General features: G+C 52.1%; 14 protein-coding genes, 2 tRNA genes and 1 pseudogene. 5 read left to right on the top strand and 12 right to left on the bottom strand.

Features of this window, described 5'->3' with window-relative positions:
* Positions 1-93: 93 nt before the first annotated feature.
* Entirely contained in the window at positions 94-321 is a 228-nt protein-coding gene (gene yodD / locus OQV00_RS08960) for a YodD family peroxide/acid resistance protein (protein WP_015583989.1), read from the top strand.
* A 268-nt stretch (positions 322-589) separates the two neighbouring features.
* On the opposite strand, the pseudogene dgcQ reads toward yodD, so the two are convergent.
* The 3 genes and pseudogenes from dgcQ to OQV00_RS08945 all read right to left on the bottom strand — a co-directional run bounded on the left by dgcQ (position 590) and on the right by OQV00_RS08945 (position 3,558).
* Positions 590-2,283, bottom strand: a pseudogene (dgcQ, locus tag OQV00_RS08955) (cellulose biosynthesis regulator diguanylate cyclase DgcQ).
* 107 nt (positions 2,284-2,390) lie between these two features.
* Positions 2,391-2,570: a YodC family protein gene (locus OQV00_RS08950; protein WP_015583987.1), complete on the bottom strand. Its 180-nt coding sequence runs from the start codon at positions 2,568-2,570 to the stop codon at positions 2,391-2,393.
* Between the two features lie 76 nt (positions 2,571-2,646).
* The gene (locus tag OQV00_RS08945; protein WP_004864193.1) at positions 2,647-3,558 is read right to left on the bottom strand and encodes a DUF808 domain-containing protein; all 912 of its coding nucleotides are present in this window, start codon (positions 3,556-3,558) and stop codon (positions 2,647-2,649) included.
* A 228-nt stretch (positions 3,559-3,786) separates the two neighbouring features.
* Here OQV00_RS08945 and yedA point away from each other — a divergent pair, with 228 nt between their 5' ends.
* Complete coding sequence (gene yedA, locus OQV00_RS08940) at positions 3,787-4,698, top strand: drug/metabolite exporter YedA (protein WP_015583985.1); 912 nt, start codon at positions 3,787-3,789, stop codon at positions 4,696-4,698.
* Here yedA and OQV00_RS08935 read toward each other — a convergent pair.
* Genes OQV00_RS08935 through drpB form a run of 4 tightly spaced genes read right to left on the bottom strand, consistent with a single transcriptional unit; the run spans position 4,673 to position 7,656 of the window.
* A complete protein-coding gene (locus tag OQV00_RS08935) occupies positions 4,673-5,173 on the bottom strand; it encodes a very short patch repair endonuclease (RefSeq protein WP_180862551.1) in 501 nt (166 codons plus the stop codon). The two genes, yedA and OQV00_RS08935, sit on opposite strands and share 26 nt — an antisense overlap.
* Entirely contained in the window at positions 5,148-6,581 is a 1,434-nt protein-coding gene (locus tag OQV00_RS08930) for a DNA cytosine methyltransferase (RefSeq protein ID WP_064359125.1), read from the bottom strand. Before OQV00_RS08930 ends, OQV00_RS08935 begins: the two co-directional genes overlap by 26 nt.
* Before the next feature lie 56 nt (positions 6,582-6,637).
* Positions 6,638-7,333 (bottom strand): phosphohydrolase, encoded by a 696-nt coding sequence (locus tag OQV00_RS08925; protein WP_004864205.1) that lies wholly within the window; start codon positions 7,331-7,333, stop codon positions 6,638-6,640.
* A 41-nt stretch (positions 7,334-7,374) separates the two neighbouring features.
* A complete protein-coding gene (gene drpB / locus OQV00_RS08920; protein ID WP_004864207.1) occupies positions 7,375-7,656 on the bottom strand; it encodes a cell division protein DrpB in 282 nt (93 codons plus the stop codon).
* 614 nt (positions 7,657-8,270) lie between these two features.
* On the opposite strand from drpB, the gene OQV00_RS08915 reads away from it, so the two are divergent.
* The gene (locus tag OQV00_RS08915; protein WP_032717073.1) at positions 8,271-9,341 is read left to right on the top strand and encodes a porin; all 1,071 of its coding nucleotides are present in this window, start codon (positions 8,271-8,273) and stop codon (positions 9,339-9,341) included.
* A 294-nt stretch (positions 9,342-9,635) separates the two neighbouring features.
* On the opposite strand, the gene OQV00_RS08910 is transcribed toward OQV00_RS08915, so the two are convergent.
* Positions 9,636-9,725 (bottom strand) — tRNA-Ser (locus OQV00_RS08910).
* 87 nt (positions 9,726-9,812) lie between these two features.
* Here OQV00_RS08910 and mtfA point away from each other — a divergent pair.
* Together mtfA and OQV00_RS08900 are read left to right on the top strand one after the other, a co-directional pair.
* On the top strand, positions 9,813-10,613 hold the full coding sequence (gene mtfA, locus OQV00_RS08905) for a DgsA anti-repressor MtfA (protein WP_160873414.1): 801 nt from the start codon (positions 9,813-9,815) through the stop codon (positions 10,611-10,613).
* A 100-nt stretch (positions 10,614-10,713) separates the two neighbouring features.
* Positions 10,714-10,789, top strand: a tRNA-Asn gene (locus OQV00_RS08900).
* 118 nt (positions 10,790-10,907) lie between these two features.
* On the opposite strand, the gene OQV00_RS08895 is transcribed toward OQV00_RS08900, so the two are convergent.
* The 4 genes from OQV00_RS08895 to OQV00_RS08880 are packed head-to-tail and all read right to left on the bottom strand — an operon-like array spanning position 10,908 to position 15,140.
* Positions 10,908-11,771: a ribokinase gene (locus tag OQV00_RS08895; RefSeq protein ID WP_032717843.1), complete on the bottom strand. Its 864-nt coding sequence runs from the start codon at positions 11,769-11,771 to the stop codon at positions 10,908-10,910.
* A 2-nt stretch (positions 11,772-11,773) separates the two neighbouring features.
* The gene (locus OQV00_RS08890; RefSeq protein ID WP_004864376.1) at positions 11,774-12,631 is read right to left on the bottom strand and encodes a MurR/RpiR family transcriptional regulator; all 858 of its coding nucleotides are present in this window, start codon (positions 12,629-12,631) and stop codon (positions 11,774-11,776) included.
* Positions 12,631-13,602 (bottom strand): ABC transporter permease, encoded by a 972-nt coding sequence (locus tag OQV00_RS08885; protein WP_004864377.1) that lies wholly within the window; start codon positions 13,600-13,602, stop codon positions 12,631-12,633. Before OQV00_RS08885 ends, OQV00_RS08890 begins: the two co-directional genes overlap by 1 nt.
* 35 nt (positions 13,603-13,637) lie before the next feature.
* Positions 13,638-15,140: a sugar ABC transporter ATP-binding protein gene (locus OQV00_RS08880; protein WP_004864380.1), complete on the bottom strand. Its 1,503-nt coding sequence runs from the start codon at positions 15,138-15,140 to the stop codon at positions 13,638-13,640.
* Positions 15,141-15,144: the final 4 nt, after the last annotated feature.

Here is a 15,144-nt window from a genome sequence, read left to right as displayed (position 1 = left end):
GCCATTACGACGGCCCCTATGCCGCGCCGACCATCCGGTGATTTTTTGCCTATACTTAAACAGGCACGATCTGAGCCAAGCGAGGTAGCCATGATGAAAACCGCCAAAGATAGTGGATATGCGGGAAGTCGCGGGGTGAATGTCGATGTTGATGCCCTGCTGGCGGCGATTAATGAAATCAGCGAGAGCGAGATACGGCGTTCGCGCGACGATCCGCATCACGTCAGCGTTGATGGCCGCGACTATCACACCTGGTGCGAACTAGCGGAAGCGTTTGAACTCGATATTCATGACTTTAGCGTCACGGAGATCAACCGCTAGGTACAGGTGAAAAAAATCCCGACTCGCAGGAGTCGGGATGAAACTTGCTAATGCAAGAAGCACTTGAAAATTCGTTACACCGGGATATCCGTTGCGGGAAAACATTATCCTCAATTATTTTGCATGACAAGAGCTATTCATGAAGAAAATAATTGAGAAATGGGATGAACTTTCTGTCACTCTCCCAGAATGCTGATGGCGCAAGGGTTTGTTGCGTTCTTTTTTCTCCAATCGCGCATTGGTCACGGGTGTTTTTTTAAGATAAATCTCATTTCCGCAAACCAGCGCACGACGGCAAATCGTTAAAGCAGACCTGGTTGCGTCCATTTTGTTTGGCGAGGTAGAGCCGGTGATCGGCCGTTGACTGCAGGTTTTCAAAATTAAATCCGGCACAATCATCGCTGCTGCTGACCCCCAGTGAAGCACTGATCCGCAAACTGGTGTCGTTGCAGAGCAGAATTTCACGGCTGTAAATGCGGATGCGGATACGTTCGGCGATGGCTGTTGCCACCTGTAAGGTGGTGTCAGGCATCACAACACAGAACTCTTCACCGCCGACGCGGCCAGCCAGATCGCCTTCACGGATATTGCTCGCGATGGTACTGGCAACCAGCGACAGGACCCGGTCGCCCGCCTGGTGCCCGTGCTGATCATTCACCTTCTTAAAGTAATCGAGATCGAGCTGGATCACCGAGATCGGCCGCCCCGTCCGCTCGCACATTCTGGTGGTAGCGATTGCCCTTTCAAATAAGGCCCCGCGATTCAACAGGCGGGTTAACGCGTCATGCCAGGCCTGCCACTCCAGCGACTTTTGCAAAACACTCATATTACGCACCATCCGCAGAATCACCAGCCAGGAGATGATCAGCATCAGCGTAAAGAGTAGCCACATCAGCGTCAGCGCAATAGTAATGGTCCCGAAAGCACCGCGCACGCCTTCCTGCAGCGTATGGATCCTCAGCAGCACGCCATCAAAGTTGTTTAATTTCTGCCAGCTGATATAGCGCGTTAATAAACGAATCCCCCCCTGGTTTTGATGCAAAAACGCGTAGCTAAGCATCGCCTGTTCACGGGCGGACAACAGGGTCAGTACATTCCCCGACGCCGAGGAAGCAATCAGGTTAAGCCGACTATCATACAGCTGATATTCCCCCTCCTGGCCCCCTTAATGGCGCTGACCAGAAACGCTTTCATCTCTCGCACCGAAAAATCCATCGACAGCACCCCGAGCCAGTCATGTCGGAAATCAAGGGGAATGGAGGCCGTCACTACCGGATCGTCGTTTTGCGCATGCTCATCGAGAACGGTCTGCCAGAACACGCCGCGACCGGGATTATTGCGCTGCGATTGCCGGGTAAACCACGGGGCGGCGATCGCATGGGTATATAACGTCTGGGCCTGTACCGCGTTTTTTGGCAACGTGGTGCTGGTAAAAAAACCGCTGCGCGAAATGTACAGCATGCGTTCGTTAAATCCGCGGTTATTCTCGACCAGACGCAGGAGATACCCCAGCTCCAGAACCGCCATCAGCTCATTACCGGTCAGGGCATCGTTGCGCGAGAGCGAGCTCTGACTGTCGACAAAGTCATCGGAAACGCCATACACCGGCAGAGTACGCCGGTTATGTAACGCGACGGACCAGATCGGTTCATGGCGTTTGCTCATGTATTCCTGTTCTGCATTACGCAAAATCTCAAAATCCAGCGGCGTTTCCAGCGCCGACTGCATCCCGTTGCGAAAAAACACCATTCTGTCGATGTTGAACAGCAGCAGACTGTCCAGTTCATCGGCGACGTTTTCAAGATTGTTGCGCTGGTTGGTGACGTAGGCCCCTTCCAACACCATCACTTCGCGCCAGATCAGGAGCGTAGAAAAAAAGAGTACTGCGACAAAACAATAATTAACCACATGTCCCGGGCGAGAAACGCGGCGAAGTTTTCTTACCCACAGTGGTTTATCCATTGTTCTCTCGCAGTACAATCAAAGCAACAAACGTCATCAACGCTCCCTGTTGGTTAACTAAGCAGCATAACGACAAAGCGCCCGGCTTTTGCCGGGCGCTATAGGGGTCAGGCACTCTTCTGTCGCTGCCCTTCCCCACGCACTAACTCATCTTCACGAAACGCCTCGCGTTTTACGACATAACCGTCGTACCAACGACACTCGACCATTCCGCTGGCGAAGCCCGTCACAACCATGCGCGGCCCTCCGCTTTTTCGCCTCACTTCATCACTGACCAACAATACCATTTTTTAGTCCGTCATCTGGGAGAAACCGTTTCACCATAGACGAAGCTGAGCAATTTTGCATAATCGCCGGGCGATTTTACTCTGCCGTAGCGCGAAAGCCGCTGATAACCTTCACGCCCGCCAGCACTACCGCACCGACGATAAAGCCCAGCACCAGGTGGACGCCGGTCGGCAGCAGTGAGGCGATGAGGGCGGACTGTTCACCAGCCCACTGTTCAACCGCATGATGAAGCGGCGCGATGCCGTGTACGATAATGCCGCCGCCGACCAGAAACATCGCCAGTGTCCCGACGATGGAGAGCAGCTTCATCAGGCGCGGCGCAACCGCCAGTAACCCGTTACCGACCCAGCGCGCCAGCGCGCTGCTCTTCTTCACCAGCCAGTAGCCCATATCATCCAGCTTCACGATAATGCCGACCAGGCCGTACACGCCAACGGTCACCAGGATGGCAATCCCGGATAGAATCAGAATCTGATTGAGCAGCGGCGCGTCGGCCACGATTCCCAGCGTAATGGCCACGATTTCAGCGGACAGAATAAAGTCTGTGCGTATCGCCCCTTTCACTTTATCGCGTTCAAAGGCCTGCGGATCTTGCTGCGCCAGCGCTTCCAGACGCTGCTGACGGGCCTGCGGATCTTCCTTGTGTTTGCGCGCCTGCAGACTGTGCAGCACTTTCTCAACGCCTTCGTAGCACAGGAATGCGCCGCCCAGCATCAGCAATGGCGTAATCGCCCAGGGAATAAACGCGCTGATCAGTAAGGCCAACGGCACTAAAATCACTTTATTGACCAACGATCCCTTTGCAACGCCCCAGACAACGGGGAGCTCACGATTGGCCCGTACGCCCGTCACCTGCTGAGCATTGAGAGAGAGATCGTCTCCCAGTACGCCGGCCGTTTTTTTCGCTGCCAGTTTCCCCATCACGGAGATATCGTCAAGCAAGGTGGCGATATCATCCAACAGCGTTAAAAGACTACTTCCTGCCAAAATTGTATTCCTTCATTTATTGAGGGTTAATCCCCTGGCGTCCAGCCGCAGCCTGAACGCTTAGCGGCCATGTCCGCATAAGTATGAGGTAAAAGTGCTTTTTCGCCCAGAGATGCGCGGAGTCAATATAAATTTAACAATTATCGATCAATTAAAGCGCTCGCCAGCGCAGTAGTTTTCACGTTTACTATATGTCTCCTTTCTATCTCTGTACCGTCGTGAGGACGTATGTCTACCCGCCAGCTTCTGCCCCTTATCGGCGCCCTGTTTGCGCTTTATATCATCTGGGGATCGACCTATTTTGCCATTGCCATTGGCGTTGCCAGCTGGCCGCCGTTGATGATGGCCGGTATCCGTTTTCTCTCCGCCGGCGGGCTACTGCTCGCTTATTTGCTGGCAACCGGCCACTCGCTTCCACCGCTCAGGCCTCTGCTCAATGCGGCGCTGATCGGCATCCTGCTGCTGGCCGTCGGCAATGGTTTTGTCACCCTGGCCGAGCACCAGCATGTGCCTTCTGGCATTGCGGCGGTCATGGTGGCGACCGTGCCGCTCTTCACGCTCTGCTTTAGCCGTTTTTTTGGTATCACCACCCGCAAGATTGAGTGGCTGGGGATTGCTATTGGTCTGGCGGGCATCATTCTGCTTAACAGCGGCGGGAATCTGAGCGGTAATCCGTGGGGGGCGCTGTTGATCCTTATCGGTTCAATGAGCTGGGCATTTGGTTCGGTTTACGGCTCCCGAATTGAGCTTCCAACGGGCATGATGGCTGGGGCGATTGAAATGCTCGCCGCGGGCGTGGTCCTGGCGGTCGCCTCCTGGGCGACCGGCGAAACCCTGAGTCAAATGCCGTCATGGTCCAGTATTTTTGCCGTTGCCTATCTGGCGATTTTTGGTTCTCTTATCGCCATTAACGCCTACATGTATTTAATTCGTAACGTTACCCCCGCCGTCGCCACCAGCTACGCTTACGTGAATCCCGTGGTGGCGGTCCTGCTGGGGACCGGATTTGCCGGAGAGAGCCTTTCGTCCATCGAGTGGCTGGCGCTGGGCGTCATTATTTTTGCCGTGGTGCTGGTCACGCTGGGGAAATACCTGTTCCCCGCCCGAGCTGAAGTTACGCCTTGTGAGGTGGAGAAGTAAGCTCTGGCTCGCCAATGCCCTGCGTGTCGATCTGCGCGCGGTGACCGCCGCCGCAGATCCACTCTTCCAGACGCTCAGTCAGCGCCTCATCGCTCAGCTTCAGTCGCCCGCGCAGCGCACATTCCCAGACGATCAGCACCCGCCACCCCTGCTCTTGCAAGCGCATGATATCGCGGCTATCGCGCTCGACGTTCTTGCCAATTTTCTCCAGCCAGAACGCCGTGCGCGTTGCGGGCACTTTAAACAGATAGCAACGATGGTGATGCCAGAAACAGCCGTGGGCAAAGATAGCGCAGCGGTACTCTGGCACGACAAAATCCGGCCGCCCCGGCAGGGTCGCATCCTGAACGGTAAACGTAAATCCGGCCTGAGCGAGCAGCGCGGCAAGGCGTTTTTCGATCGCCGTATCGCGCTGGCCAATCGCCCGCATGTTTTTACTGCGCGTGGCTTTATCGTGGACGTCCACCGGCTTCATCCTCGGATTCACGCTGCGCCACGGCCTGCGCGATTCGCGGCGCAAGTAATTTCGCGACGGCCGCAAACACCGGCACCACCACCGAATTGCCGAACTGACGATAGGCCTGGGTATCGGAAACCGGAATACGGAAGCGATAGCCCTGCGGGCTTTCAAACCCCATCAACCGCGCACATTCGCGCGGCGTCAGCCGGCGCGGACGACGAAGCTGATTTTGCGCATCGTCGAAGTGTTGTTCCCCCAACGGGCGGTCCCAGCCGCGATCGACCAGAATCTCGGCTCCGTCTTTGTAATAGCGTGCGGATAGCGTGCGCGCCACGCTCTGAGGATTGCGCGGATCAACCAGGCCGTAACCGAACCCGTTGCCCAGCGCCTGGTGCTTGCGCGCATAGTGATACAGATACTTCCACAGCACCGGCGTCAGAATAAATTTAGCATCCACCGTCGGTTCCAGCAGATCGCCAAAGGTCGGCCGCGCGGTCGGGTAATATTTTGAGATATCGCGCAAGGTAAAACCGTCGTGCAGCTGGAGATCGCGACGGAAGCCCACCAGTACAATACGTTCGCGGTGCTGGGGTAAGAAATGACGTCCATCGATCACTTTCGGATCGTCGGCGCCGCTGTGGTCGGCATCGGAGACTTCATAACCCAGTTCATCCAGCGTCTGCATGATAATGCGGAATGTCCGTCCTTTATCATGGCTTTTCAGGTTTTTAACGTTCTCCAGTACAAAGATGGCAGGCCTGCGGGCGGCGATAATTCTGACCACATCAAAGAACAGCGTGCCCTGGGTTTCACACGCGAAACCGTGGGCCCGGCCCAGCGCATTTTTCTTCGATACCCCGGCGAGCGAAAAAGGCTGGCAAGGAAAGCCCGCCAGCAGAACATCGTGGGGAGGAATGGTCTCGCGAATATGCTGCGCGGCTTGTTCATCGCTGACATCCGGGCGATGGCTGAGGGTAATATCACGAATGTCTTCGTTGAAGCGGTGCTGATTCGGGTCACAATACCAGTTGGCTTTGTAGGTGCGCACCGCGTGCTTATTCCATTCGCTGGTGAAAACACACTGCCCGCGGATCGCCTCAAAGCCGCTGCGGATCCCGCCGATTCCCGCAAAGAGATCGACGAACCGAAAAGCATAACGGGGATGGTGGGCCGGCGGTGGCGGCAGCAGCGTTGCCAGACGGGCATACTCATTGGCCGTAATACGGCTAGCCGCCCGCTGAACCGTCGCCACGCGTTTTAAGATCGCCGGGCTCCAGTGGCGATCGCCAACGGCCAGCAGAAATGCCACCAGCGTTTTCACATCGTATATTGCCATCAGCTGGCGTAACAGCGCCTGAGCCTCTTCCCCGGCAGGTTCCGGAGGCAACAACAGGCTCTTTTCCTTCGATAAATTTTGCGGCATACCCTCAACCAGCCCGGACAATTTTGCAGAGATTACCATAAATCATGCGGGCAGTTTCAGGCCAGTGGCTCAAAGCGCCTTAAAACCGCCTCATCGACCGACAGCGGGTCGCCGCGAAGTTCAGCGCTAAGCTTGGCCATAAATTGCACGAGGAAGCGCGCATTGTGTATCGCCATCTCTTTGCCTTTGTCCGTTTGCATCGTGTCGGGTAAACGCAACAGCTTGCACTGGAAATGGTCCAGCGCATATTTTTTGTCATCCAGTTTACGCTGGTCAGCAAAGGGATCGTCAGCATCAAACAGGATGTTGTTCAGCGCCCCGGAGACCGCGAAGACGCGGGCCAGACCAATTGCGCCAAGCGCCTCCAGCCGATCGGCGTCCTGGACAATTTTCGCCTCCGCGCTTTGTGGGGAAATACCGGCACTGAAACTGTGCGCTTCAATCGCATGATAAACGGCTGGATAGCGGTCGTGCGGAAAATCAGGGAATGACGACTGGAGAATAGCCAGCGTTTTTTCTGCCGCCATCACCGAGGAGCGGCTGCGCTCGGGATGGTTTTTCGGCAGGCTAACAATGTCATGAAAATAACAGGCGGTCAGAATGACCAGGCGATCGGCCTGACTCTCTTCAGCCAGCCGCTGTGCGGTTCCCCACACGCGACGAAAGTGCGAAATGTCGTGGGCGGAGTCGCCCTGGGTGAGATGTCCCGCAAGCCAGGCTTCAAAGCGTTGCTGCCAGTCTAGTTGTTGCATACGCGTTCCTCTGAGAGAAGTCAGCGTTGAGCATAGCAACTTTAATCGTGTTGTTCATGCATCCTGGGGTCAGGGCGGGTGTACCAGGCTATCGCCCCCAGAATAGCGCCAACCACGCTCAGCACAAGGAACCCGAGCAGAGCGCCAAGCCACTTACCTGACGTCGATCCCAGATCGCCGTCAATTGTCGCACCGGGGACACTTTCAATTTTGCCAACGACCCACCAGTAGCGCGCCATTGCCCACAGAAAGTAACCACAAAAGGCATAAAAGACCCACAGGGCAAGTTTCCCACCCGGGCTTCGTTTCGCTTTCTGCTCCATTAACTCCTCTCCTTTAACTGACAACGAAACCGCGGCACCCGGCAAAAAGGTGACGCACGTCACATTATACTGTGAAAAAGATAACGAAACAGCACCTTCCTCCGGTGAACAAGCGCTTTTAACCATCGCGAGATAGCGATACTTACGTGCCACTGCAGCACAGGATTTATTATCCATCGCCATAAATCTGTGGCGGATAATAATAACCAGCACGCTGGCTCACTACCGTTCGTATAGCGGAGAGATATTTCTCCATCCTCAAAGCCCGTATAAATCCGCACGCACATTGCAGCATCACGCATTATCCGAGAATTAAATAACCCACCCAAATCATTTAAATGACACTCATAATTTATGATAATTAAATTAATGACATGAATACATCACCACAAACACCTAACATATTGTTATTAAAAACAATAAACCACAAAAATACATCATTTCAAAATGATAAATTTTTAATATAAAAATTCAAAATGAAACATTTTGTAATATTGGATATAATTTATTTACATTTTTATTTTAAATAAAATTGAACCTTGCCGATACTATGAAATTGCTTTTTGCAACACGCACACCTATTCATATTAATGATGATTAAAAGGGAATATATAATGAAAAGAAAAACACTGGCACTTTTGATTCCGGCATTATTAGTGGCCGGAACCGTCAATGCAGCAGAAATCTACAATAAGAACGGAAACAAGCTGGATTTCTACGGCAAAATGGTGGGTGAACACATTTTCACCAACACCGATCGCAACAACAGTGACAATAACTCCAAAGATACCACTTATGCCCGTTTCGGCGTAAAAGGTGAAACGCAGATTAACAGCGATCTGACCGGCTATGGACAGTTTGAATACAACATCAAAGCCGATAAACCAGAAGGCGAACAGGGTAGCGCAACGCGTCTGGCGTTTGCTGGTTTAAGATTCGCCAACTACGGCTCATTTGATTATGGTCGTAACTATGGTCTGGTTTATGACGCGGCAGGTTACACCGATATGCTGGTCGAATGGGGTGGCGATGGCCTGGTAGCAACCGACAACTTTATGACGGCTCGCACCAACGGCGTCGCCACTTATCGTAACAGCGACTTTTTCGGCCTGGTTGATGGCCTGACAATCGCACTGCAATATCAGGGTAAAAATAATAACCGCGATCGTTTGAAAGCTAACGGTGACGGGTATAGCACGTCAGTCGATTACAACATCGATGGATTTGGTTTTGCCGCCGCATACAGCAATTCAGACCGTACCGACGAGCAGGCGGCAGATCGTAAAGGTGAAACCGCAGAAGTCTGGAGTTTAGCCGCCAAGTATGATGCCAATAGCCTTTACACGGCGGTGATGTATGCCGAATCGCATAATATGACGCCAATGGAAAATGGCGTTTTCGCCAACAAAACGCAGAATATCGAGGCCGTTGTTCAGTACCAGTTTGATTTTGGTCTGCGCCCTTCTCTCGGCTATGTTTATGCAAAAGGCAAAGATCTCGGCACTAATGGCGACAAGACTGCCGAAATGAAGAATTATATCGAGCTGGGTACCTGGTACTACTTCAACAAAAACTTCAATGTCTACAGTGCTTACAAATTTAACCTGATCGATCACAAAGACAGCATCGTAACTGGTGCCGCCGAAGACAATCAGTTTGCTGTCGGTATTACCTATCAGTTCTGATGCAATTTACGTTTTAAAGCCCGCCGCGTGCGGGCTTTGTTTTTCAGATTCGACTTCTGCCCTGCCCACCTGCTCTTGCCTTAACGTCAGCACCCCCCCCTTCTCTCATCTATAGCGACGAGGAGAGAAATCTTCTGCCAGCAGGAAGCATTCGGATATCCTCGAGGTAAGCGCTTCCCGTCGACGAGAAATCAGAGGATGATGATTGATGGACTTGCGACGCTCCGTTATACCAACACAATAGAAGTGTGTGACGCGGGTCGTTGAAAGGAATTGACGTAAGTGTTTGAATAGTGGCGGAGAGAGGGGGATTTGAACCCCCGGTAGAGTTGCCCCTACTCCGGTTTTCGAGACCGGTCCGTTCAGCCGCTCCGGCATCTCTCCGCTGAGGTTGCTATAATGCCAGGTTCTTTGGCACTTTAATAGTTCCTGTCTCTTTAATTATGTTCAAGTGACGACTTTGCGAGCAATATGATGTTTAAATGGCCCTGGAAAGTAGATGAAGAGTCCGGCAACGCAGAAATGCCCTGGGAACACGCGCTTGCCATTCCTGTTTTAGCCAATCTTTCTGCGCAAGAGCAGCAGGAACTGGTGCAGATGGCGGCACGCTTTCTGCAACAAAAACGCCTGGTTGCCCTGCAAGGGCTTGAACTCACTCCGCTGCAAAACGCCCGCATTGCCCTGCTGTTCTGTTTGCCGGTTCTTGAGCTTGGCATTGAGTGGCTGGATGGCTTCCACGAGGTGCTAATCTACCCTGCCCCATTCGTGGTTGATGATGAATGGGAAGACGATATTGGTCTGGTCCACAATCAACGGATTGTCCAGTCCGGCCAGAGCTGGCAACAAGGGCCAATCATCCTGAACTGGCTGGATATTCAGGACTCTTTCGATGCATCTGGTTTCAACCTTATCGTGCACGAAGTTGCACATAAGCTGGATATGCGCAATGGCGATCGCGCCAGCGGCGTGCCGCTGATTCCGTTACGTGAAGTCGCCGGCTGGGAGCACGACCTCCACGCAGCGATGAACAACATTCAGGATGAGATCGATCTGGTTGGCGAGAGCGCCGCCAGTATTGACGCCTATGCGGCGACCGACCCGGCCGAGTGTTTTGCCGTGTTATCCGAATATTTCTTTAGCGCACCAGAGCTGTTTGCCCCGCGCTTTCCGGCTCTTTGGCAGCGTTTTTGCCATTTCTATCGCCAGGATCCCTTACAAAGATTACGTGAGAATGGCCGGCTAGATACAGATGACGAACACCTTGTGCACTAAAACAACGGGTTGACTTAAATTTAGCCATTTGAATCAGTGAGTTAATTTTAGTGTTGACACAAAAATGCCAGGCCAGTAGTATGCGCCTCGTTCACACGATTCCTCTGTAGTTCAGTCGGTAGAACGGCGGACTGTTAATCCGTATGTCACTGGTTCGAGTCCAGTCAGAGGAGCCATATTTAAGAAGCCCGCTTAAGGAAACTTAAGCGGGCTTCTTGCTTTTCAGCCTTCTTCTGAAGACAAATCAGCTGTTAGTTTTGCCATACAAAAGGCTCTGGATGGCGGAAGACCTGTTTATGCCCGGGGTTGAGAGACATGGCGGGCGGCAGCTTCATTCGCACGAAATACCGCATCGCTAAGCGCCTCTCCATGCATCAGGCTGGTGCATAAAACCCCCATAAAACAATCACCAGCGCCATGAGTACTCACCAGCGTTATCCGCCTGGCGGCTAACGTCGAGCCTGCAATGCCCGCTTCACAAAACGCGACACCATGTTCGCCGGCAGTGACAACAACCTGAGAGAAACGTTTAGCCAATGATTCAGCGGCCTCCAGAGCTGAAGAAAGGTCGTTCACCGTCACGCCACTCATATCACGCGCCTCTATGGCATTAACCACCAGCAAAGTGATGCAGCTTTCCAGCTGCGGACTCAGTTCTCTGGCCGGCGCCGCATTGATACAGACCGGAATCCCCCGCTTGCTGGCTTCGATGGCCGCACATAGATTTATCGTTTCCGGAACTTCATTTTGTAGAACCAGCATTCCGGCATCTTGCCAGATGTCACCCCGTTGAAAGAGTTTTGCCGGAATATGCTGATTCGCATTTGAGACGACAACCGCACCATAATCACCATCGACATCAGAAATCGCCACGCTCATCCCGGAAGGTATCTCATCTATTTTGGCGACTGACTCGATATTGACTCCGGCATCACGAAGCGTCTGCAGAAGAAACGCCCCTTGCGCATCAGCCCCTACCGCACCAATAAAAATGACGTCCCCTCCCGCACGAGCAGCGGATATGGCTTGATTGCCCCCTTTACCGCCAAACTTGTAAGCACAGCCCGTGCCCATTACCGTTTCACCTTTTTCCGGGCGATGATGCGCATCCAGCATGATGTCGTAATGGAGGCTGCCCGCCACAACAATTTTACCCATAGTTAATATTCTCGCAGGTCCTGAACCGCATGCTGGGTTTTCATCAAATTCTTCTCCGCCTGCTTCAGATCCTTCTTCGCAATGGCCACAAACAATGCATCCAGAATGTTGAGCTGAGCAATGCGTGACGCGGCGTTTTCCCCTAGCAAATGCGATCCCTGAGACGTTGAATTGAGTACCACATGCGCATTACGCGCAATAGGCGATTCGGCATAATTCGTAATCGCAATCACTTTAGCGCCATTGCGTGCCGCCAGTTTTACCGGATCGTTAACGGCACGCGTTGCGCCAGAGTGACTGATTGCAAGTACAGCATCGTCGTCAGATAGCACCGCAGCGGACATCAACATAATATGGGCGTCGTCATAGACCGTCGACTTAATACCAATCTTTAAAAGCTTGTGGGATAAGTCACGTGCTACCGTGGCAGAACCACCGACAGCATATAAGTCAATATGTCGAGCCTTGAATATAATGTCCGCAGCGCGGTCAAACTCTGCAATATCCAGAATAGACATTGTCTCTTCAATAGCCTGAATCGATGTTCTGAATACTTTTGACAACAGTTGTTCCGATGAATCATCAGGCTCAATTTCCGCGTGTAAACTTGCCACTTCAGACTGGTTATAATAAATCAAGCCAGTTCTGAAGTTTCTAAAACCTGAAAAGTTAAGCTTCTTGGCTATTTTGACAATCATCGCTTCTGAAACATTATTCTCCTGGGCAATTTCTTTTAGAGAGGTTTGCTCAGTAATATCGGTTCGGGCGATGATCGCCTCAACCACACGTCGCTCTAAGGGTGTCAGCTGGGGCAGTCGCATACGGATTTGAGCACCAATGGCTCGTGGATCTTGCTTCATTACTTGCCTCTGGTCGCTCTGTCAATCAACATAGCTATGATAATAATAAGACCAGTAGCAAGCAATTGGTAAAAGGCCTGAATATTTAGTAACGTCAAACCATTGCGTAATGCGCCGAGAATGATCGCGCCAATAATTGTGCCTACAACGCTGCCTTTCCCTCCCATCAGTGAAGCCCCACCGATGGCCGCGGCGGCAATGGCATCCAGTTCCCACAGATTGCCAATCGTTGGTTCCGCAGCGCCTAACCGGCCAATCAAGATCAGAGAGGCCAGAGAGGCCAGGGTTCCTGAGATAACAAATACCGTGACCTTGGTTCTTTTCACCGGCACGCCGGCAACGCGAGCGGCTTCTTCATTGCCGCCAACAGCCAGAATATATTCTCCTAACGGCGTTTTATTCATGACGGTCCACAGCACTAAAGCAATAACGGCGACAATAACGATAGGCGTTGGAATGCCAAAGATTTCACTGTTAATCAGGCTACGGAATTCCGTCGGGATGCCAAATACCGGATTGCCGCCGGTATAAATCAGCGCGACAGCACGGAACAACGACAGCCCCCCGAGGGTAACAATGAAGGGTTGCAATCCGGCATAGGCAACCAGCGAACCGCTAAAGACGCCGCAGATAGCCCCAATTCCCAGCGTTGCCAGAATGGCCAGCGGCACGGGGACGCCGGCTACCATCATGGTTGCCCCTAAAACCGCCGATAATGCTGCGGTCGGACCAACCGAAAGATCGATCCCTCCGGAGATAATGACCAGAGTCATCCCGAGCGCAATTAATGCGTTAATGGATGATTGCTGTAAAATATTCAACAAATTAGGGATGGTGAAAAACACCGGTGATAGAAAAGAAAACGTAATAATGATAATAAGCAAACCAATTAATGTTCCGGCATCGCGAAGGTTAAATTTAAACGGCAGTGCACGAAGCTTTTCGGGCCGGGAATTACTTTGTGAAATCATGATTATGGCCTTTCAAATTAATACGGGTAAGAAGTTTAAATGGTCTCTTCGACATCTTTAATGGCAGAGCGTGCAATATTATCTTCAGTGATGGCATCACCTTTCAGTTCTTTAGTAATCTTCCCTTCACGCATAACCAGTACGCGGTCAGAAATACGAATAATCTCTGTCATCTCTGAAGAGACAACAACAATCGCTTTGCCTGCACGGGCCAGTTTTTCTATCAGATTATAAATTTCTGATTTTGCCCCAATATCAATTCCCCGGGTTGGCTCGTCAAACAGAAAAACCTGAGCATCTGCGGCGACCCAGCGTCCAATAATAACTTTCTGCTGATTACCTCCACTTAATGTGCCAATCGTTTTATCAATGTTCAGTGGTCGTAGCTTCAAATCGCTCATCACTTCATGCGCCACCCGATTAAGCTTAACTTTACTGATCATTCCCGAAATGGTGAAGTTACGCATTGAAGGCAGCGCCATGTTCATCTTCACCGCACGTTCTTTAATAATCCCTTCTTTCTTGCGGTCTTCAGGCACCAGGCCGATACCGGACCTGATGGCAGCAGTGACGTTGTGATTGCGTACTGCCTTACCGTTAACAAACACGTTGCCGCTGCTGCGCTTATCAATACCGGCAATCAGTTTCATCAGTTCCGTACGCCCGGCTCCGACCAGACCCGCAATACCGAGCACCTCACCCGCACGGACGGTAAAACTGGCATCGCTCACAGCGCCACCCCGAGAGAGATTCTCTACGCGAAGCACTTCGCGCTCGGTCACATATGAGTTGTGCTCAAGTTTCTCAATCTTGCGCCCGACCATCTTTGAGACGATGCTCTCTTCATCCTCATCACAAATATTCACCACCCCAACCTGCCTGCCATCCCGCATAATGGTGGCCCGGTCGCAGACTTTGAAAATTTCGTTCATCTTATGAGAAACATAGATAAGCGATACCCCCATAGCTTTCAGATCCGAAATCAGCTCGGCCAACCGGTCGAACTCTCTCGGAGTCAGACTGGATGTCGGCTCGTCCATCGCGATAATTTTTGCATCGTCGAGCATGGCGCGAGCTATTTCCACAATCTGCTGCTGTGAGACTTTCAGGTTCTTGATCGGCTCATTGGGATCGATTGTCGGATCCAGTTGCTTGAGGATCAGCTCAGCTCTTTCCAGCTGAGCCTGTTTATCCACCCATAGACCTTTTGCTTTGGTTAGCGGTCGGCCAAGAAACATATTCTGCGCGACGGAGAGTTCCGGAACATGCTGTAATTCTTGATGAATCATGGCAATGCCGGCATGGCGCGCACTCAACGGATTCTTCATCTGAACGGTTTGCCCGTTGACGCTAATCTCACCGCTATCGGCCTCTCGTACACCTGAAAGAATATTTAACAGCGTGGATTTTCCCGCGCCATTCTCACCAATCAGAGCATGTACCTCTCCAGGTTTGACCGCAAAGTCCACGTCCTGCAATGCCGCCGCATTACCGTATGTTTTACTAATTCCACGCATCATTAAGCGATACTGTTCCATACAC

The sequence above is a fragment of the Klebsiella sp. DY2415 genome (assembly GCF_026314315.1).
GTDB classification, from domain to species: Bacteria; Pseudomonadota; Gammaproteobacteria; order Enterobacterales; family Enterobacteriaceae; genus Klebsiella; species Klebsiella ornithinolytica.
This window is presented reverse-complemented; position numbering and strand designations above follow the sequence as displayed.